Annotated in this window: 14 protein-coding genes and 1 pseudogene; 9 read left to right on the forward strand and 6 right to left on the reverse strand. The window is 73.5% G+C overall.

All coding sequences use genetic code 11. From position 1 onward, the window contains the following. Window positions 1-22 precede the first annotated feature (22 nt). The 3 genes from BKA00_RS38120 to BKA00_RS00120 form a co-directional block, all read right to left on the reverse strand. Window positions 23-1,822, reverse strand: coding sequence for a serine/threonine-protein kinase (locus BKA00_RS38120; RefSeq protein WP_221492961.1), 1,800 nt, complete (start codon window positions 1,820-1,822; stop codon window positions 23-25). Window positions 1,823-1,870: 48 nt separating this feature from the next. Continuing rightward, window positions 1,871-3,094 carry an MFS transporter gene (locus tag BKA00_RS00115; protein ID WP_185022981.1) on the reverse strand — a complete coding sequence of 408 codons (1,224 nt, stop codon included), beginning with the start codon at window positions 3,092-3,094 and terminating at the stop codon, window positions 1,871-1,873. A 175-nt stretch (window positions 3,095-3,269) separates the two neighbouring features. After that, window positions 3,270-3,791 (reverse strand): TetR/AcrR family transcriptional regulator, encoded by a 522-nt coding sequence (locus tag BKA00_RS00120; RefSeq protein WP_185022982.1) that lies wholly within the window; start codon window positions 3,789-3,791, stop codon window positions 3,270-3,272. A gap of 143 nt (window positions 3,792-3,934) precedes the next feature. On the opposite strand from BKA00_RS00120, the gene BKA00_RS00125 reads away from it, so the two are divergent. Both BKA00_RS00125 and BKA00_RS00130 read left to right on the forward strand, forming a co-directional pair. Further along, window positions 3,935-5,110 (forward strand): aminotransferase class V-fold PLP-dependent enzyme, encoded by a 1,176-nt coding sequence (locus BKA00_RS00125; RefSeq protein ID WP_185033470.1) that lies wholly within the window; start codon window positions 3,935-3,937, stop codon window positions 5,108-5,110. A 39-nt stretch (window positions 5,111-5,149) separates the two neighbouring features. Continuing rightward, window positions 5,150-5,977 (forward strand): DUF1206 domain-containing protein, encoded by an 828-nt coding sequence (locus tag BKA00_RS00130; protein ID WP_230299137.1) that lies wholly within the window; start codon window positions 5,150-5,152, stop codon window positions 5,975-5,977. 11 nt (window positions 5,978-5,988) lie between these two features. On the opposite strand, the gene BKA00_RS00135 is transcribed toward BKA00_RS00130, so the two are convergent. Beyond that, window positions 5,989-7,074 carry a DUF695 domain-containing protein gene (locus BKA00_RS00135; protein ID WP_185022983.1) on the reverse strand — a complete coding sequence of 362 codons (1,086 nt, stop codon included), beginning with the start codon at window positions 7,072-7,074 and terminating at the stop codon, window positions 5,989-5,991. 67 nt (window positions 7,075-7,141) lie between these two features. Between BKA00_RS00135 and mnmA the strand changes: the two genes are divergently transcribed. From mnmA to BKA00_RS00155, 4 genes and pseudogenes are all read left to right on the forward strand, one after another. Continuing rightward, complete coding sequence (gene mnmA / locus BKA00_RS00140) at window positions 7,142-8,218, forward strand: tRNA 2-thiouridine(34) synthase MnmA (protein ID WP_185022984.1); 1,077 nt, start codon at window positions 7,142-7,144, stop codon at window positions 8,216-8,218. A gap of 221 nt (window positions 8,219-8,439) precedes the next feature. Continuing rightward, window positions 8,440-9,441, forward strand: coding sequence for a methionine synthase (locus BKA00_RS00145; protein WP_185022985.1), 1,002 nt, complete (start codon window positions 8,440-8,442; stop codon window positions 9,439-9,441). 51 nt (window positions 9,442-9,492) lie between these two features. Next, window positions 9,493-11,661 (forward strand): NAD-dependent DNA ligase LigA, encoded by a 2,169-nt coding sequence (gene ligA, locus BKA00_RS00150; protein WP_185022986.1) that lies wholly within the window; start codon window positions 9,493-9,495, stop codon window positions 11,659-11,661. A 910-nt stretch (window positions 11,662-12,571) separates the two neighbouring features. Next, window positions 12,572-14,034 (forward strand): annotated as a pseudogene (locus tag BKA00_RS00155) (putative bifunctional diguanylate cyclase/phosphodiesterase). A 151-nt stretch (window positions 14,035-14,185) separates the two neighbouring features. Here BKA00_RS00155 and BKA00_RS38500 read toward each other — a convergent pair. After that, the gene (locus BKA00_RS38500; RefSeq protein WP_185022987.1) at window positions 14,186-14,434 is read right to left on the reverse strand and encodes a DUF6458 family protein; all 249 of its coding nucleotides are present in this window, start codon (window positions 14,432-14,434) and stop codon (window positions 14,186-14,188) included. Window positions 14,435-14,612: 178 nt separating this feature from the next. Between BKA00_RS38500 and gatC the strand changes: the two genes are divergently transcribed. The 3 genes from gatC to gatB are packed head-to-tail and all read left to right on the forward strand — an operon-like array spanning window position 14,613 to window position 17,914. After that, window positions 14,613-14,912 (forward strand): Asp-tRNA(Asn)/Glu-tRNA(Gln) amidotransferase subunit GatC, encoded by a 300-nt coding sequence (gene gatC / locus BKA00_RS00165; RefSeq protein WP_089312976.1) that lies wholly within the window; start codon window positions 14,613-14,615, stop codon window positions 14,910-14,912. 3 nt (window positions 14,913-14,915) lie between these two features. Continuing rightward, a complete protein-coding gene (gene gatA, locus BKA00_RS00170; RefSeq protein WP_185022988.1) occupies window positions 14,916-16,415 on the forward strand; it encodes an Asp-tRNA(Asn)/Glu-tRNA(Gln) amidotransferase subunit GatA in 1,500 nt (499 codons plus the stop codon). Between the two features lie 14 nt (window positions 16,416-16,429). Beyond that, window positions 16,430-17,914 (forward strand): Asp-tRNA(Asn)/Glu-tRNA(Gln) amidotransferase subunit GatB, encoded by a 1,485-nt coding sequence (gatB, locus tag BKA00_RS00175; RefSeq protein WP_185033474.1) that lies wholly within the window; start codon window positions 16,430-16,432, stop codon window positions 17,912-17,914. Window positions 17,915-18,236: 322 nt separating this feature from the next. Here gatB and BKA00_RS00180 read toward each other — a convergent pair whose 3' ends face one another. Further along, complete coding sequence (locus BKA00_RS00180) at window positions 18,237-19,337, reverse strand: PQQ-dependent sugar dehydrogenase (RefSeq protein WP_185022989.1); 1,101 nt, start codon at window positions 19,335-19,337, stop codon at window positions 18,237-18,239. Window positions 19,338-19,444 lie beyond the last annotated feature (107 nt).

The following is a 19,444-nucleotide window of genomic DNA, read 5'->3' on the forward strand; positions in this document are numbered from 1 at the left end:
CCGGTCGCCGGGCCTTCGCCGTTCAGGAGCGCTTCGGCGCCGGGTACGGGACGGCTTTCAGCAGCGCGGGCTTCAGCATGTCGCCGACCTGGGCGTAGGGCAGCACGTCGTCCAGCTGCCCGCACGCCGACTCGTACCCCAGGGTCGAGAGGTAGAAGGCCACGCGCAGCCCCGTCGGGGTGAGGGCCATGGTGACCTCGCCGGACCTGACGAACGCGGACGGGTTGTCGGTGCCCTGCGGCAGGCCGGCGCCGCTCGGCCCGCCCCTGCCGCAGTAGGCGCCGCCGGGCTGGCGGGCCTTGATCCTGCGGTCCAGCGGCTGGAGGCCCTGCCCGCTCGGGGTGCGGAAGAGGTCGAGCGGCCGGTAGGACGCGCCGGTCCGCAGGTCGACGGTCGCCGCCTGCGACTGGTCCCAGCCCGTCCCGCGCTCCCCGCGCAGCTCGACCTTGTACCAGACGGACAGCAGCCGGTCGCCGCGCAGGAGGATCTCCGGCGTCACGACGTCGGTGTAGGCGCCGCGACCGATGTCCTTCAGGCCGTTGCGGGTCTTCGCCCAGCGCTGTTCGAGCGGCGCCCGCAACGCCTGGTTGATCTTCCGGTTGAGCGCGGCGTCCCCGCCCGTGACGCGCGCGACGCGGCCCTGCGCCTGGAACGTCGTCCCACGGCCGATGTCCCGCCGCGGCTCGCTGAGCGCCACCAGCCGCGCGACGATCGGCTTGGGCGCCTCCTCCGCCGTGGCGACGTAGACCGCCGCGCCGCCGCCCACGGCCACCGCCGCGGCGCCGCCCGCCACGGCCGCCGTGCCCTTCACGCCGAGCGTGCCGATGACGCCCTTGCCCGCCGCGCCCGCCGCGCCGGCGCCGCCCGTCCCGGCGGCGCCCCCCGACCCGGCGGCCCCGGCGGCGCCCGCGGCCCCGGCCGCCCCCGCCGAGGCGCCGCCCCCGCCGAGGCCGAGCGCCGTCAGGGGGAAGAGCACCGACAGCGCCGCGGCGGCGCCCGCGAGCGTGCGGACGCCGCGGCCCTCCCAGTCGGGCCCGTACGCGCCCGCCGCGACCGACTCCAGTTCGGAGACGAACGCGGCGGCGCCCATCGGACGGTCCCACGGGTTCTTCGCCAGCCCGCGCTCGATCAGCGGGCGGAGCGGCCCGGGGAGGTCTCCCACCGGGATCGGGGCCGTGAGGTGGCGGCCCATCAGCCCGGCCGGGTTCTCGGCGGTGTACGGGCGGCGTCCCGTCACGCACTCGTAGAACACGCACGCCGCCGCGTACACGTCGGTGGCGGGGGAGGCGGGCTCGTCCCGCCACTGCTCGGGGGCCATGTAGACGGGCGTCCCCGACCGCCCGGACGCGCCCGCGTCCACCGCGATGCCGAAGTCGATCAGCTTGCTCAGCCCGTCGCCGCGCACGATCACGTTCGCGGGCTTGTAGTCGCGGTGGACGATGCCGAGGCCGTGCGCGGCGGCGAGGCCGAGCAGCGAGCCCTTGAGCACCGCGAGGGCGGCCTCGGGCGCCAGCGGCCCCCGCTCGGCGAGCACCGACTTCAGCGGCGCCCCGTCCACCGCCTCCATGACGATCGCCGCGCCGTCCGGGGTCTCGACGAGCCCGAACAGCTGGGCGACGAACGGGTTGCGCAGCCGGCTGAGCAGGTCGGCCTCGCCGCGGAACCGCTCGCGGAACTCGGCGTCCCCGGCGAGGGACGGCGCCAGGTACTTGATCGCCGCCGGGCGTCCCGTCGCGTCGTGCCGCGCGAGCACGACGCGGCCCTGCGCGCCCTCGCCGAGCACTCGGATCTCGCTGTAGCCAGGAACCCGCCAGCCGCCCATACCGCCCCCATGCACCCGTTGTGGAAGCGGTTATATCGGATGGCGGCCTCAGGCGGCGACGGGTTCCGGCCGGGAGTCGCCCGCCGCCGGGGCCTGTGCGGCGGGCTCGGCCGGGGCGGGGACGGAGATGTCCGCGGTCGCGCGCAGCGGCGCGTACCGGGCGCCCGCCGCGATCAGCAGCGCCAGCACCACGACCACGCCGACGCCGACCCGCAGGGACGTCGCCTCCGACAGGAAGCCGACCACGACCGGGCCGAGCAGCAGGCCGCCGTAGCCCATCGCGCCGACCTGGGCGACGGCCGCGGCGGGACGGTCCGGAGCGGCGGAGCCCGCCAGCGAGATCGTGGTCGGCACGACCGTGCAGACCACGAGCCCGGTCACGAAGAACCCGGCGATCGCCACCGCCGGGACGGGGGCCAGCACGACGATGGTCATGCCGACCGCGGTCCCGAGGCCCGCGCCGACCAGCAGCCGGCGGGTGCCGACCCGCATCCGGACGCGGTCGCCGACGAGCCGCCCGAGCAGCATCGCCAGCTCGAACACCGGGTAGCCGGCGGCGGCGACGGCCTCGGTCGCGCCGAGCTCGTCGTGCAGCAGCAGCCCGCTCCAGTCGGCGATCGACCCCTCGGTCATGAACGCGATGAACGCGAGGACGCCGATCAGGTAGACGGCGGCGGGCATCCGGCGCGCCCTGCGGCCCGTCCCGGACGCGGCGGACGCGGCGGGGTCGGGCAGGTAGGTGCGGCCGAGCGCGAGCCCGGCGGGCACCGACAGGACCGCGGTGACCAGGACGGTCTCGGTGAACCCGAATCCGGCCGCGGCGGTGGCGACGCCGAACAGGCCGCCGCTCATCGCGCCGACGCACCATCCGGCGTGCATGCCGCTCATGACGGACCGGCGGTACGCCTGCTCGACGACGCTGCCCTGCGCGTTCATCGCGATGTCGGTGATCCCGAACGTCATGCCGAACAGCGCGACGGCGCCGAGGAGCACGCCGTAGGTGGGGGCGAGCGCCACCGCCGCGTACGACAGCCCCGTCAGCGGCAGGGCGACCCGGAGGACGGTGCGGCTGCCGGCCCGCGCCATCACGCCGCGCAGCGCCTGCATGGCGGCGATGGCGCCGAGTCCCCAGACGAGGACGATGATGCCGATCTCGCCTTCGTTCGTCCCGAACTTGCCGGCCAGCGCGGGCATGCGCGCCACCCACACTCCGGTCAGCAGACCGGCCAGCGCGAAGGTCAGGAACGTCCCCGAACGGGCACGGAACAGCATTGTTCACCTCTTTCTCGTCTCGGCGGGGCTCACCCCGGCGTGTGGCATGCGTCGCCCGCGACGTGCGCCGTCGCGGGACGTGCGCCGTCGTGTGACGTGGGTCATGGAACGCTCCAAACCCGTGCGGGTCCGGAGCGTCCGGAAGGGTGGTCGGGGCGCGTGCGCGCCCCCGGCGTCAGCGCTCCAGCAACCCCAGAAGCCGCTGTTTCAGCGCTCTGAGCTGCGCGGCGTCGTACAGCCCGGGATCATGGCTGACCACCTCCCACAGGCCCTCGGCCGCCAGCCGGACGACCGCCGCGTCGCCCGGGTCGGGATCGTCCGCCGGGTCGCGGCCGTGCCAGCGGCGCATCGCCTCGTTCAGCGGCTCGGCCTGCTCGGGGTCGGCGGCCGCGGCCGTGATGGCCGACCACCGCCGGTAGGCGCGGGCCTCGCCGGTGAGGATCTCGAACGTGGCCTCGACGTAGGCCCGGGTGTAGGACCCCGGCGTGCCGTCGTCGTAGGAGGCGATCAGGCCGTCGAACTCCTCGATGACCCGCGCCACCATGGCCCGGACGAGCGCCTCCTTGTTGGGGAAGTGGTAGAGCAGCCCTCCCTTGCTGACGCCGGCGCGGTCGGCGACCGCGCTGAGCGTCAGCGCCTGCGTCCCCTGCTCGAAGAGCACGGACTCTGCGGCGTCCAAGAGGGCTTCCCGTTTCATGACGTCCTTACTGTACCGGCTGGACGGTATACGGCCAACAGCGGGCAGCGCCCGGCTATTCCACCCTGTCAGGGGGCGGGTTCCGGCCGTCCCGCCGGGCCCCGGGAGGGAACAGGAAGGGCGCGGATACTGTTGTCCGCGTGGTGACCTACCTCGACCATGCGGCGACCACCCCGATGCTGCCCGAGGCCATCGAGGCGATGACGGCGGAGCTGCGCGAGCTCGGCAACCCCTCCTCGCTGCACGCGGCGGGCCGGCGCGCCCGGCGCGTCGTCGAGGAGTCCCGCGAGCTCATCGCCGAGGCGTTCGGCGCCCGCCCGAGCGAGGTCGTGTTCACCTCCGGCGGCACCGAGGCCGACAACCTCGCGGTCAAGGGGATCTACTGGGCGCGCCGCGCCGCCGACCCGGCCCGCACCCGCGTGCTCGTCGGCGCCGTCGAGCACCACGCCGTCCTGGACGCGGTCCAGTGGCTCGCCGGCCACGAGGGCGCCCGGGTCGACGTCGTCCCGGTGGACGGGCTCGGCCGCGTCACCCCGGACGCCCTGCGCGAACTGCTCGGCTCCGGCGACGACGTGGCCCTCGCCACCGTGATGTGGGCCAACAACGAGGTCGGCACCGTCCAGCCCGTCGCCGAGCTGGCCGCCGCCGCCGGCGAGCGCGGCGTCCCCCTGCACACCGACGCCGTCCAGGCCGCGGGGCAGCTGCCCGTCGGGTTCGCGGCGAGCGGCGCGCAGGCCCTGACCATCACCGGCCACAAGCTCGGCGGCCCGGTCGGCGTCGGCGCCCTGCTGCTGGCCAAGCCGAAGCCGCCGGTGTTCCTCGACCCGGTGCCGCTGCTGCACGGCGGCGGGCAGGAGCGCGACGTCCGCTCCGGCACCCTCGACGCCCCCGCCATCGCCGGGTTCGCCGCCGCCGTCCAGGCCGCGGTCGCCCGCCGCGAGGCCGAGGCGGCCCGCCTCGCCGGGCTGCGCGACGAGCTGATCGCCGCCGTGCGGGACGCCGTCCCCGAGGCGGTGCTGAACGGCGACCCGGACGACCGCCTCCCCGGGAACGCGCACTTCTCCTTCCCCGGCTGCGAGGGCGACGCCCTGCTCATGCTGCTGGACGCGCGCGGCATCGCCTGCTCCACCGGTTCGGCGTGCTCGGCGGGCGTCTCCCAGCCCAGCCACGTCCTGGTCGCCATGGACGCCGGGGCCGAGCGGGCCCGCGGCTCGCTGCGCTTCTCCCTCGGCCACACCAGCACCGAGGCCGACGTGAAGGCCCTCGCCGACGCCATCGGCCCGGTCGTCGAGCGCGCCCGCCGCGCGGGCCTCAGCTGACCCTGGTTTGACCGTCCCTTGAACGGGGACAGCGTGCCCGTGACGACGGATGTGAGCGACGGGCTCAAGCAGGCGGCGGGACACCCCTGGTTCCACCACATGTCCCGGGTGGGGCTGGTCGCGCGCGGCCTGCTGTACCTCCTCATCGGCTGGCTGGCCCTCCAGGTCGCCCTCGGCGGAGGCGGGAAGGAGGCCGACCGCACGGGCGCGCTGGAGACCATCGCCGACAAACCGGGCGGCGTCGTCCTCATCGCGCTGATGGCGGTCGGTTTCGCCGCGCTCGTCCTCTGGCAGGTCGCCGAGGCCCTGCTCGGCCGCCCCGTCCCGGACGGGGACAAGGCGACCAAGCGCCTGATGTCGGCCGCACGCGCCGTCATCTACGCGGTCGCGTTCGCCGGGACCCTCGCGTTCCTCTTCGGCCACCACGGCTCGTCGAGCGACAAGCAGTCCAAGACCTACACCGCGCGGCTCATGGACGCGCCCGGCGGCCGCTGGCTCGTCCTGGCGGTCGCGGTGGGCTTCGTCGTCGTGGGCGCGGTCATGGTCGTGAACGCCTTCCGGCACAAGTTCATGAAGGAACTGAAGTCGTGGGAGATGGGCGGGACCGCCCGCCGCGTCGTCAAGCCCCTCGCGATCGTCGGCAACACCGCCCGCGGCCTCGTGATCGCCGCCGTCGGCGCCTTCCTCGCCTACGCGGCCGTCAGCTTCCAGCCCGACAAGGCCCAGGGACTGGACGGCGCCCTCCGCGAGTTCGCCTCCACCCCCGCCGGTCCCTGGGGCCTGGCCGCCGTAGCCCTCGGCGTCATCACCTTCGGCCTCTACAACTTCTGCGAAGCCCGCTACCGCAAGGTAGACGCGAGCAACTAGTCCCCCGGGCGTTACGGCTGGTAGGGGGCGAGGGCTCGCCAGCCGGGGTCGTTGGTGGAGGCGACCTTGGCCTTGCCCTCCGACCAGCCCGCGGCCAGCTGGTCGAGCTCGGAGATGACGCCGGAGTCGGGGTCGGCGTACAGGTGGAAGACGCGCAGGCCGTCGCCGGTCTCGCGGACGGCGAGGACGGCGCGGTCGCCGAGCTTGGCGAGCTTCTTCTCGAACGCGCGCAGCGCGCCCGACGACGGCTCGACGGGGAGCCGGTCGGGGTTGCTGTTGGCGTACGGGACGCTGATCGCCACATGCAGGTCGCAGAGCGGGTAGTCCTGCCGGTGCAGCGGGAACCGGGCGCCGAGGCGGGCGGGGTGGCCGCGGGGCGTGCGGCCCTCGCCGGTCAGCCACGCGGGCTCGGCGAACGGCTCGGAGATCTGCTCCACCACCGCGGACAGCATGGACGGCGGCAGGGAGTCGATCGGCGCCTCGGTCGCGATCGAGACCTCGCCGATCCAGCGGGCCACGTCGTCCTCCCCGAGCGCCCAGTGCAGGACGTTCAGGGCGACCTGGAGCTGCTGCTCCTCGGAGACGAACAGGAAGTCGGGGTGGTAGGCGGTGATGTGCACGCGGGCGCGGTCGGCGTCGGCGCGCATGCCGAGCCGGACGTACTCCAGGTCGAACTCGTGGTCGCCGAGGATGAGGTCCTGGCCGAGCATCTCCGGGTCGGCCTGGCGGGACGGGTGGAAGCTCCAGCCGCCCGCGGCGGAGCCGGCCGGGGCGGAGCGCGCCCAGCGCTCGGTCACGCCGCGCAGTTCCGGATCGCCGCCGCCGGTGACGGTCAGCGAGGGGTTGCGGTCGTCGGCGCCCCCGATCTCCCACTGGAGCCCGGGGTGGATCCTGTGGACCCGGCGGGACAGCTCCTCCATCGTGTCGGCGGACAGGCCCTCGCCGGGCACGGCCGGATCGGACTCCTCGGACTGCTCCGGCCCGGCGGCCAGCGAGGCCTCGATCGTCGGGCGGGCCTGGGCCCACCACTCCCAGAACTCGCTGATGGCGGGCGGTGCGGCGGCGGACGCCTCGCGCGGACGACGGAAGATTCCCATAGCGGCCCCAATCGTACGCGGAAATGGAGTCGGGGGACCGGGCCACGCCGCGTACGCTCGAAGGACTATGCCCCTTCGCGTACTTGCCGCCATGTCGGGCGGCGTCGACTCCGCCGTGGCCGCCGCCCGCGCCGCCGAGGCCGGGCACGATGTGACCGGCGTCCACATGGCCCTGTCCAGCAACCCCCGGTCGTACCGGACGGGGGCGCGCGGCTGCTGCACCCTGGAGGACTCCAGGGACGCCCGCCGCGCCGCCGACGTGATCGGCATCCCGTTCTACGTGTGGGATCTCGCCGAGCGCTTCCACCGGGACGTGGTGGAGGACTTCGTCAGCGAGTACGCGGCGGGCCGCACCCCGAACCCGTGCCTGCGCTGCAACGAGAAGATCAAGTTCGCGGCGCTGCTGGACCGCGCGATGGCGCTCGGGTTCGACGCCGTCTGCACCGGCCACTACGCGCGGCTGGACGGCGGCGTCCTGCGGCGCGGCGTCGACGCGGGCAAGGACCAGTCCTACGTGCTGGCCGTCTGCACGCCCGAGCAGCTCGCGCACGCGCTGTTCCCGCTCGGCGACACCTCCAAGGCCGACATCCGGCTGGAGGCTGAGCGGCGCGGCCTCCAGGTCGCCGACAAGCCCGACAGCCACGACATCTGCTTCATCGCCGACGGCGACACGCGCGGCTTCCTCGCCGAGCGGCTGGGGTCGGCGCCCGGCCCGATCGTCGACGCCGACGGCAACGAGGTCGGCGAGCACGACGGCGCCTACGCCTACACGATCGGCCAGCGCAAGGGCCTGCGGATCGGCACCCCGGCGCCGGACGGGCGGCCCCGCTACGTCCTGGACATCTCCCCGGTCACGAACACCGTCACGGTGGGGCCGCGCGAGTCCCTGGACGTCCACGAGCTCACCGGCGAGCGCCCGGTGTGGCTGAGCGAGGCCCCGCGGGGCCCGTTCGACTGCCAGGTCCAGCTCCGCGCGCACGGCGAGGTCTACGCCTGCACGGCCGAGCAGACCGGGGACGAGCTGCGCGTCCGCCTCACCACCCCCGCCCGGGGCGTGGCGACCGGCCAGGCCGCCGTCCTCTACGACGGCGACCGCGTCCTCGGGTCGGCCACGATCGCCGAGACCGCCCGCGTCCCCGCCTGACCAGGGTGTCCCGGGACGATCTCCTGGGAGGATGCGATGCGGTTCGGTGTCTCGACGTCCGTGACCGACGAGGGAATCGGCTGACGGTGTTCGCCGTCCCGGGCAGGTCGGAGGCCGTCGCCGAGCTGGAGGCGGCGGGCGCCGACGGCACGCTCCGCCACCTCGACCGGCTCGCCGCGCTGCTGTGATCGCCGTGCCGCGGCGCCGATAGGGTTTGCAGGGTGACGAGCTTTCCGTGGCGGGCCGGGACGGCGACCGGCGTCGGGTCGTATCCGGGGGAGGACCCGGCCGAGGCGCTGCGGATCGTCCTCGGCGAGCTGCCCGAGCTGCCGCACCTGCCCGAGCTGCCCGCCCGCGGCGCCGGGGCCGACCTCGCCGGGCGGACCGCCGGGCTGCTGGTCGAGATGCCCGTGCACCTGGAGCCGTCCGGCTGGCGGTTCTCCGACCGCCCGGGACGCGACACGCAGCGCTCCCGCGACCACCTCGCCCGCGACCTGGACGTCCTGGAGGAGGTCGCGGGCGGCCACGACGGGCCGTTCAAGATCCAGGTCTGCGGGCCGTGGACGCTGGCCGCCTCGATCGAGCTGCGGCACGGCGACCGGGCGCTGAAGGACCCCGGCGCCGTCCGGGACCTGACCGCCTCCCTGGCCGAGGGCGTCGCCGGGCACGTCGCCGACGTCCGGCGGCGGCTCCCGGCGGCTCAGATCGTCCTCCAGCTGGACGAACCCGGCCTGCCCGCCGCGCTCGCCGGGACCGTCCCGACCGCCAGCGGGTTCTCGCGGCTCCGGGCGATCGAGGCGCCGGTCGCCGAGGACGCACTGCGCACGGTGATCGACGCGGCGGACGCCTACCCCGTCGTGCACTGCTGCGCCCGGAACGTCCCCTACGACCTCCTGCGCGGCGCCGGGGCGAAGGCTCTCTCGGTCGACCTGCGGCTGGTGCCGAGGCGCGACGACGACGCGGTGGGTGAGGCGATCGACGCGGGGATCGCCCTGTTCCTCGGCGCGGTGCCCGCGACCGACGCCGCCCTGCCGTCCCTCAAGGAGACCGCCGAGCCGGTCCGGGAGCTGTGGCGCCGCTTCGGCTTCCCGGCCCAGCGGCTGGCCGAACAAGTCGTGATCACCCCGGCCTGCGGCATGGCGGGCGCCTCCCCCCGCCACGTCCGCGCGGCCCTCAAGCGCTGCCGTGACACCGCCCGCATGCTCCACGAAGCGGCTCTTTAGAAGGGCGCGGCGAGGGCTCGTATTGTCGGTCCCGTTGGCGAGAATGGGGGCATGACCATGAGCGACGGCGTTCCGACCGAGGCGCGGCAGCGCCACAAGGAGCTGAGCGAGCGGCTCGACGAGGCCAACTACCGGTACTACGTCCTCGACCAGCCGACGCTCTCCGACGCCGAGTACGACCGGATGATGCGCGACATCCGCGAGCTGGAGGAGCGGCATCCGGAGCTGGTCACGCCCGACTCGCCGACGCAGCGGGTCGGCGCGCCCATCGTCACCGACTTCGCGACCGTCCAGCACCTGGAGCGGATGCAGAGCCTCGACAACGCGATGAGCGCCGACGAGCTGCTCGCCTGGGACGAGCGGGTCGTCAAGGAGGTCGGCGAGGTCGCCGGCTACCTGTGCGAACTGAAGATCGACGGTCTGGCGATCGCGCTGACGTACGAGAAGGGGCGGCTCGTGCGCGGGGTCACCCGCGGTGACGGGCGCACCGGCGAGGACGTCACCAACAACGTCCGCACCATCGCCGACATCCCGGACCGGCTGGCCGGCGACGGCTGGCCGGACGTGCTGGAGGTCCGCGGCGAGGTCTTCCTTCCGGTCGAGGGGTTCGAGCAGGTCAACGCGGTCCAGATCGAGGCGGGCAAGGAGCCCTTCGCCAACCCGCGCAACGCGGCGGCGGGCTCGCTGCGGCAGAAGGACCCGCGGGTCACCGCGCACCGGCCGCTCGGCATGCTCGTCCACGGGTTCGGCGCGTGGCGGGGCGGGAGGCAGCCCGACAGCCAGTCCGGCGCGTACGAGCTGATGCGCGGCTGGGGCCTGCCGGTCAGCGACCGCTACAAGGTCGTCGGCGGGCTCGGCGCCGTCCGCGAGTACATCGAGGAGTACGGCGAGAACCGGCACGGCACCGCCTACGAGATCGACGGGGTCGTCGTCAAGGTCGACCAGTTCGCGCTGCAGCGCCGGCTCGGGTCGACGAGCCGGGCGCCGCGCTGGGCGATCGCGTGGAAGTACCCGCCGGAGGAGGTCAACACCAGGCTCCTCGACATCAGGGTCGGCGTGGGGCGGACCGGGCGCGTCACGCCCTACGGGGTGATGGAGCCGATCAAGGTCGCCGGGTCCACGGTCGAGCGGGCGACGCTGCACAACGCGAGCGAGGTCAGGCGCAAGGGCGTGCTGATCGGCGACACGGTCGTGCTGCGCAAGGCGGGCGACGTCATCCCCGAGATCGTCGCGCCGGTGACCGGGCTGCGCGACGGGTCCGAGCGCGAGTTCGCCATGCCGGCGACCTGCCCCGAGTGCGGGACGGAGCTGGCGTACGAGAAGGAGGGCGACGTCGACATCCGCTGCCCGAACGCCAGGAGCTGCCCCGGCCAGCTGCGCGAGCGGCTGTTCTACCTGGCGAGCCGCAAGGTGCTCGACATCGAGGCGCTCGGCTACGTCGCGGCGACCGCGCTCACCCAGCCGCTGGAGCCGAGCGACCCGCCGGTGAAGAACGAGGGCGACCTGTTCCACCTCACCGTCGACCAGCTGCTCCCGATCAGGAGCCTGGTCCTCGACCAGCGGACCGGGACGGTGAAGACCGACCCGAAGACCGGCGAGCCGAAGGTGGTGTCGTTCTTCGCCAACAAGGAGGGCGAGCCGAAGAAGACGGTCGAGATCCTCTTCGAGGAGCTGGAGAAGGCCAAGCGGCAGCCGCTGTGGCGGGTGCTGGTGGCGCTGTCGATCCGGCATGTCGGGCCGTCCGCCGCCCAGGACCTCGCGCGCGAGATGCGCTCGCTCGACGCGATCGCGGAGGCGACGGAGGAGGAGCTCGCCGCGGTCGACGGCGTGGGGCCCACCATCGCCGCGTCGATCAAGAAGTGGTTCGAGGAGCCCTGGCACCGCGAGATCGTCGACAAGTGGCGGGCCGCCGGTGTCCGGATGCGGGACGAGGGCGCCGCGGGGCCGCGCCCGCTGGAGGGCGTCACCGTGGTGATCACCGGATCGCTGGAGGGGTTCAGCCGCGATTCGGCGACGGAGGCGGTGCAGCGGCTCGGCGGGAAGGTGTCCGGGTCGGTGTCGAAGAAGACGGGCTTCGTGGTCGTCGGGGACAGTCCAGGGTCGAAATACGACAAGGCGGTCAAGTTGGGCGTGCCGGTCCTGGCCGAGGACGGTTTCCGGGTCCTCCTCTCCGATGGGCCAGATGCGGCCAAAAACGTAACTATGCGCGCCGACGCCTAACACGGCGTGGTTGCGGGTAGTTCGACCAGGGTTGCGTTACTCAGGGGTACACTTCCACTACCCAGCGACGAGGGACGGACGTGGAAAGGAAATAACGGAACGTACGCAACCGGTTTCGCGAAGTTGAGCGAAGGCCGTACCCTCCCTCACATCACGACCCACACCTGAAATCTCCGGACGTAACACCCGGGGGGCGTCCCCCGAGGTCGGGGACGCCCGGTGCCGGGGGCCGGCCCCCCGTCAGCCCCCCGAGGATGTGATGAAGGACCCGAACAACACGCGGAACACGGCGCCACGCCGTGGCTCCCCGTTGTGGATCTACTTCGTCGTCGTCATCCTGCTCGGCGTCGCCGCCGCGGCCGCCGCGTTCTCCGGGCTGACCCGCGCCGACCTGGACGCGCTCGCGGGAACCCCCCTGTTCTGGATCCTCGGCTGCTTCATCATCTTCGGCGAGCTGCGGCCGATCATCACGCCGGGCAGCACCGAGAACAACGGCGCCACGACCTCGACCACGTTCTCGTTCGCCGCGCTGCTGTACGCCGGGCTGCCCATCGCCGCCGCCCTCCAGGCCGTCGCCGTGATCACCTGCGGGATCTTCCGCTCCCGCTCCCCGCACCGCATCGCCTTCAACGTCGCGCAGTACACCCTCAGCCTGGCCGCCGCCCAGCTCGTCCTCGCGCTCGCCGGCGACCTCGCGACACCCTCGCGGCTGTGGGTGCCGCACGGCTCCGACCTGCCCGCGATCGCGCTCGCCGGCGCCGTCTACTTCGTCTGCAACGACACCCTCGTCGGCGCCGCCGTCGCGCTGCACGCCCGCGTCTCGCTCGTCAAGGCGCTCCGCTGGGACCTGGCCTACCAGGTCCTCGTGCACCTGGCGCTGCTCGGCCTCGCCCCGCTGATGGTCGTCGCGATGGACCGGTCCGCCCTCTTCGTGCCGCTGATCGTCCTGCCGTTCATCGCCGTCTACCTCAACGCCTCCGTCTCGGTCCGGCGCGAGCACCAGGCGCTGCACGACGGGCTCACCGGCCTGCCCAACCGCAAGCTGCTGATCGTCCGCACCGAGGAGGCGCTCGCCGAGGCGCGCGGCGCGGAACGGCGGCTCCCGCGCGCCGCGGGCCTCGGGGCCCGGCGGCGGAAGGCGGCCGATCCGCCGGACCATCGCGCCGGTCTGTTCCTGCTCGACCTCGACCGGTTCAAGGAGGTCAACGACACCCTCGGGCACCCCACCGGCGACCGGCTGCTCCAGCTCGTCGCGCACCGGCTCACCCACAGCGTCCGCCCCGGCGACCTCGTGGCGCGGCTCGGCGGCGACGAGTTCGCGGTGCTGCTGCCCACCGTGCGGGACGAGGCCGCCGCCCGCGAGGTCGCCGCCCGGCTGCGCGCCGCGCTCTCCGAACCCGTCCGGCTGGACGGCATGTCGTTCGACCTGGAGGCCAGCGTCGGCATCGCGCTGTTCCCCGACCACGCGCCCGACTTCGAGCTGCTGCTGCAACGCGCCGACGTCGCCATGTACAACGCCAAGGAGGCCCGGACCGGCGTCGAGACGTACTCGCCCGGCAAGGACCGCAACTCCCCGGCCCGCCTCAGCATGCTCGGCGACCTGCGCCGCGCCATCGACCGCTCCGAACTGGAGCTGTTCTACCAGCCGAAGATCTCGCTGCGGGACGGCCACCTCGTCGGCATGGAGGCCCTGCTCCGCTGGCGCCACCCGACAAGGGCCTCCTGGAACCCGAGGCGTTCCTGTCGGTCGCCGAGCAGACCTACCTGATGCGCTCGATCACCCACTACGTCGTGCAGGCCGCGCTCGCGCAGACCGCCGCGTGGTGGCGGGCCGACATCCCCGTCCAGGTCGCGGTGAACGCCTCGGGACGCGACCTGCTCGACACCGGGCTCACCGAGGTCATCGAGGAGGGCCTGCTCGCCCGCGGCCTGCCCGCCGCCGCGCTCCAGCTGGAGATCACCGAGCGCATCCTGATGAACGAGCCCGCCTACGCCTCCGACACCGTCAGCGCCCTCGCCGAGCTCGGCATCCCGCTCAGCCTGGACGACTTCGGCACCGGCTACTCCTCCCTCGTGCGGCTCAAGCGCCTGCCCGTCGAGGAGATCAAGATCGACTCCTCGTTCGTGCGGCGCCTCGGCGACTCGGCCGACGACGCCGTCATCGTCCGCTCGATCGTCGACCTCGTCCGCACGCTCGGCCTGCGCTCGGTCGCCGAGGGCGTGGAGGACCCGGCCACCGCCGAGAGGCTGCGGGAGATGGGCTGCGACGCCGCCCAGGGCTGGCACTTCTGCCGCCCCATGGACGCCGCGACCGCCACCGACTGGCTGTACTCCTTCGCCGTCCCCTCGGTCAAGGCCCCCGGAGGCGCCTGACCGGCACGGCGGGCCGCCACCGGCCACAGGCGCGTCCGGCGCCGGAGCGGGCGTCGCCTCCGACGGACGCCCGCGCGGGGCCGCGCCTCGGTGGGGCGCGGCCCCGCGCGTTGACGGCCGCGATGCGTGCGACGTGACCGCGGTGCCGCGGTCAGTAGCGGCGGCGGGCCTCGTACTCGTCGGGGTAGTACTCCTCGCGCACGGCCGCGGGCGGGGGCCGGCGGTCGACGGCGCGGCGGGCGGACATCATCCGCACGATGCCGATGACCAGGCCGATGACGCCGCCGATCATCAGGATGACGCCGACCAGCCGGATGTCGATGCCGCTGATGTCGTAGTTGACTGCATATGCCAGGATCGCGCCGATAATGATCAGGGCGATGCTGCCGCCGATGGTCACGGCGGTCTCCTCTCGCTCGTCCCGGGGATGGACGCAAGAAGCGTTCCCTCCGTGCGGGGATGAAACGGGCGACCTCGCCGGCCCGCCGAGGGCACGCCCGCGGAAACGGGTCGGGGTGCGGGGGCGCGGGCCCATAGGATGGCCGTGAACCCACTTCATCGCAGGAACGGTTTCTTCAATGTCCGCCATCACCCGTGACGAGGTGTCGCATCTCGCCCGGCTGTCCCGGCTGGCGCTCGGCGACGATGAGCTCGACCATCTCGCCGCCCAGCTCGACCAGATCATCTCCGCGGTCGCGCGGGTGCAGGAGGTCGCGGCGGAGGACATCCCGCCCACCTCGCACGCGCTGCCGCTGACCAACGTCTACCGGACGGACGAGGTGCGGCAGTGCCTCCGGCCCGAGCAGGCCCTCGCCGGCGCCCCGGCCGCCGAGGAGCAGCGCTTCCGCGTGCCGCGGATCCTCGATGAGGAGGCCTGAGCCGTGAGTGAGCTGGTGAGGAAGAGCGCGGCGGAGCTCGGGGAGCTGATCGCCTCGGGTGAGGCGTCGGCCGTCGAGGTGGCCGAGGCGCACCTGGACCGCATCGCGGCGGTGGACGGCAGCGTCAAGGCGTTCCTGCACGTCGACCGCGAGACGACGCTGGCGCAGGCCCGCGCGGTGGACGAGCGGCGCGCGGCGGGGGAGGAGCTCGGCCCGCTGGCCGGCGTCCCCATCGCGCACAAGGACGTGTTCACCACCGCGGACATGCCCACCACCGCCGGGTCCAAGATCCTTGAGGGCTGGCGGCCGCCGTACGACGCGACCGTGACCTCGCGGCTGCGGCAGGCCGGGCTGGTGATCCTCGGCAAGACGAACATGGACGAGTTCGCGATGGGCTCCTCCACGGAGAACAGCGCCTACTTCGTCTCCCGCAACCCGTGGGACCTGGAACGCGTCCCGGGCGGGTCGTCCGGCGGGTCGTCGGCGGCGGTCGCGGCCTACGAGGCGCCGCTGTCCACCGGCACCGACACCGGCGGCTCCATCCGGCAGCCCGCCGCCGTCACCGGCATCGTCGGCATGAAGCCCACCTACGGCGGCTCGTCCCGCTACGGCGTCATCGCGTTCGCGTCCTCGCTCGACACGCCGGGCCCGTTCGCGCGCAACGTGCTGGACGCGGCGCTGCTGCACGAGGCGTTCAGCGGCCACGACGTGATGGACTCCACCTCCGTCGACCAGGCCGTCCCGCCGGTCGTGGAGGCCGCGCGCCGCGCCGACGTCAACGGTCTGCGCGTCGGGGTCGTGAAGGAGTTCGCGGGCGACGGCTACCAGGCGGGCGTGTCCGCGCGCTTCAACGAGGCGGTCGAGCTGCTGGAGTCCCTCGGCGCGAAGGTCGTCGAGGTGTCGTGCCCGAACTTCTCCTACGCGCTGCCCGCCTACTACCTGATCGCGCCGTCGGAGTGCTCGTCCAACCTCGCGCGCTTCGACGCGATGCGGTACGGCCTGCGCGTCGGCGACGACGGCAGCCGCAGCGCCGAGGAGGTCATGGCGCTGACCCGCGCGGAGGGCTTCGGGCCCGAGGTCAAGCGGCGGATCATGCTCGGCACCTACGCGCTGTCGTCGGGCTACTACGACGCCTACTACGGCAAGGCGCAGCAGGTCCGCACCCTGATCAAGCGCGACTTCGAGGCGGCGTTCGAGCAGGTGGACGTGCTGGTCTCGCCGACCACGCCGACCACCGCGTTCCCGATCGGCGAGCGCGCCGACGACCCGATCGCCATGTACCTGGCCGACCTGTGCACGATCCCGGCCAACCTCACCGGCAACGCCGCGATCTCGGTGCCGTGCGGCCTGTCGGACGGCCTGCCCGTCGGCCTGCAGATCATGGCCCCCGTCCTCGGCGACGACCGCGTCTACCGCGTCGGCGCCGCCGTCGAGCGGGCCCTCGAAGACCGCTGGGGCGGCCCGCTGCTGGCCGAGGCCCCGGAACTGGTGGAGGCGAAGTGACCACTCCGGCCCTGATGGACTACGACGAGGCGCTGGCGAAGTACGAACCGGTGCTCGGCATCGAGACGCACATCGAGCTCGGCACCGCGTCCAAGATGTTCTGCGGGTGCCCGACGGCGTTCGGCGCGGAGCCGAACACGCAGGTGTGCCCGGTGTGCCTGGGGCTGCCGGGTTCGCTGCCGGTCACCAACCACGCCGCGATCGAGGGCATCATCAAGATCGGCCTCGCGCTGAACTGCGACATCGTGGAGTGGTGCCGGTTCGCCCGGAAGAACTACTTCTATCCGGACATGCCGAAGAACTTCCAGATCTCGCAGTACGACGAGCCCCTCTGCGTGGACGGCCACCTGGACGTCGAGGTCGAGGGCGAGACGTACCGGATCGGGATCGAGCGCGTCCACATGGAGGAGGACACCGGAAAGTCGCTGCACGTCGGCGGCTCGACCGGGCGCATCCACGGCGCCGAGTACTCCCTCGTCGACTACAACCGGGCGGGCATCCCGCTCGTGGAGATCGTCACCAAGCCGATCCCCGCGACCGGCGACCGGGCGCCGCTGGTGGCGCGGGCGTACGCGACGGAGCTGCGCGAGCTGGTCCGGTCGCTCGGCGTGTCGGACGTGCGCATGGAGCAGGGCTCGATGCGCTGCGACGTCAACGTCTCGCTGATGCCGCGCGGCGCCGAGAAGTGGGGCACCCGCACCGAGACCAAGAACGTCAACTCGCTGCGGTCGGTCGAGCGGTCCGTCCGGTCGGAGATCGAGCGGCAGGCGGGCGTGCTGGACGCCGGCGGCTCCATCGTGCAGGAGACGCGGCACTTCCACGAGGACACCGGCCGCACCACGAGCGGGCGCAGCAAGGAGGAGGCGCAGGACTACCGCTACTTCCCCGAGCCCGACCTGGTGCCGATGGCGCCGGCGCGGGAGTGGGTCGAGGAGCTGCGGGCCACCCTGCCGGAGCTTCCGGCGGCGCGCCGCACCCGCATCCAGCGGGAGTGGAGCCTGTCCGACCTGGAGCTGCGGGACGTCGTGAACGCCGGCGCCGTCGACCTCATCGAGGCGACGGTCGCGCAGGGCACCGACGCCGCCGCGGCCCGCAAGTGGTGGATGAACGAGCTGTCGCGCCGCGCCACCGAGCAGGGCGTCGAACTGGCCGAGCTGCCGATCACGCCCGAGCAGGTCGCCCGCGTCCAGGCGATGATCACTGCGGGCGAGCTGAACGACAAGCTGGCCCGCAAGGTGTTCGAGGGCGTCCTCGCGGGCGAGGGCGGCCCGGACGAGGTCGTCGCCGCGCGCGGCCTGAAGGTCGTCAGCGACGACGGTGAGCTGTCCTCGGTCATCGACCAGGTGATCGCCGGCAACGCGGACGTGGCCGACAAGATCCGCGCCGGAAAGGTCGCCGCCGCCGGCGCCCTGGTCGGCGCGGTGATGAAGGCCACCCGCGGCCAGGCCGACGCCGGCCGCGCCCGCGAGCTGATCCTGGAGAAGCTCGGCGCTTCCTGACCCGCGGGCCCGGCCCCAAGCATTCGCCGAGGCGTCCCACCCCTAGCGGGACGCCCGGCGAAGCCTGGAAGGCGTCGGCTCGACCCGAGCCGGGTTGAGCGGGCGTCCCGCTAGTGGTGCAAGGCGCATTCGCGGGGCCGGGCGTCTCAGCCATTGCGGGACGCTCGGCGGGGCCCGGATGCGTCGGCGGACCCCGAACGAGCGAGCGTTCCGGGTGGTCTAGGGCATACCGGCGAGGCTGGGCGTCTCCGTGTGCGGACTTCCGGTGATTCTGAACGTTCCGGCCGGGCCGGGTGTCTGTGCGTTAGCCGGAATGTGGGGGTTAGCGGAGGGGGACGGTGAGGATGCGGTCGTCGCCTGGGCGGGGGGTGCCTCGGCCGTCCTGGTTGCTGGTGGTCACCCACAGCGAGCCGCCCGGGGCGCGGACGACCGCGCGCAGCCGTCCGTAGCGGCCCTGGAAGCGGGAGATGGGGCGTCCTGCCTTGCCGTTGGCCAGCGGGACCTGCCAGAGGCGCTCGCCGCGGAGCGCGGCGGCCCACAGGGAACCGTTCGCGTAGGCGAGGCCGGACGGTGACGCCTGGCCGGTCGTCCAGGTCAGCAGCGGGTCGGTGAAGCCCTTGCGGTTGCCGACACCCTCGACCACCGGCCAGCCGTAGTTGCCGCCCTTGCGGATCAGGTTGATCTCGTCGAAGCGGTCCTGGCCGAACTCGGTGGCGTACATGCGGCCCGCGCCGTCCCAGGCGAGGCCCTGGACGTTGCGGTGCCCGTAGGTCCAGACGCGGTCGCCGAACGGGTTGCCGGGCGCGGGCGCGCCCTCGGGGGTGACCCGGAGGATCTTGCCGCCAAGGGAGTTCCTGTCCTGCGCCGTGCCGCCCTCGCCGGTCTCCCCGGTGGTGACATAGAGCATCTTGTCCGGGCCGAACGCCAGGCGCCCGCCGTTGTGGACGGCGCCCTTGGGGATGCCGGTGACGATCGGCCTCAGGTCGCCGAGACGGGTGTCATAGGTGGCGCGCACGACACGGTTGTCGGACGCGGCGGTGTAGTAGAGGTAGACGAAATGGTCGGTGCCGTAAGAGGGGGAGACCGCGACGCCGAGGAGGCCGCCCTCACCTTGCGCGTCCACGCCGGGCACCGTGCCGACCGCCGTCTTGCGCCCGGACGGCGTGACGCGCAGGAGCCGGGCGGTGTCCCGTTCGGTGACCAGGGCGTCGCCTCCGGGCAGGAACGCCACGGCCCACGGCACCTTGAGGCCGGCGGTGACGGTGCGGGGCATGCCCGGCCCGCCGCCGGCCGTCCCGGACGGGGTGCTGGACGCCGGCGGCGGGGTCCGGCCTTCTCCGCCCCCGGACGGCGAGGACGAGCAGGCCGCCAGCAGCGCCGCCGAGGCAAGGGCGACCGGGGCGAGGATCGTGTGCTGTCGCATGTGCGCCTCCCGCAGGTGGTACGGATCCCGGTGCTCACCGTTCCCTGTCACGCAGGGTAATCCCGGGCAAGCCGGTTATCCGGTGACGTTCGGCTTTCGGACGTCCC

Source organism: Actinomadura coerulea, assembly GCF_014208105.1.
In the GTDB taxonomy this organism is placed as follows: domain Bacteria; phylum Actinomycetota; class Actinomycetes; order Streptosporangiales; family Streptosporangiaceae; genus Spirillospora; species Spirillospora coerulea.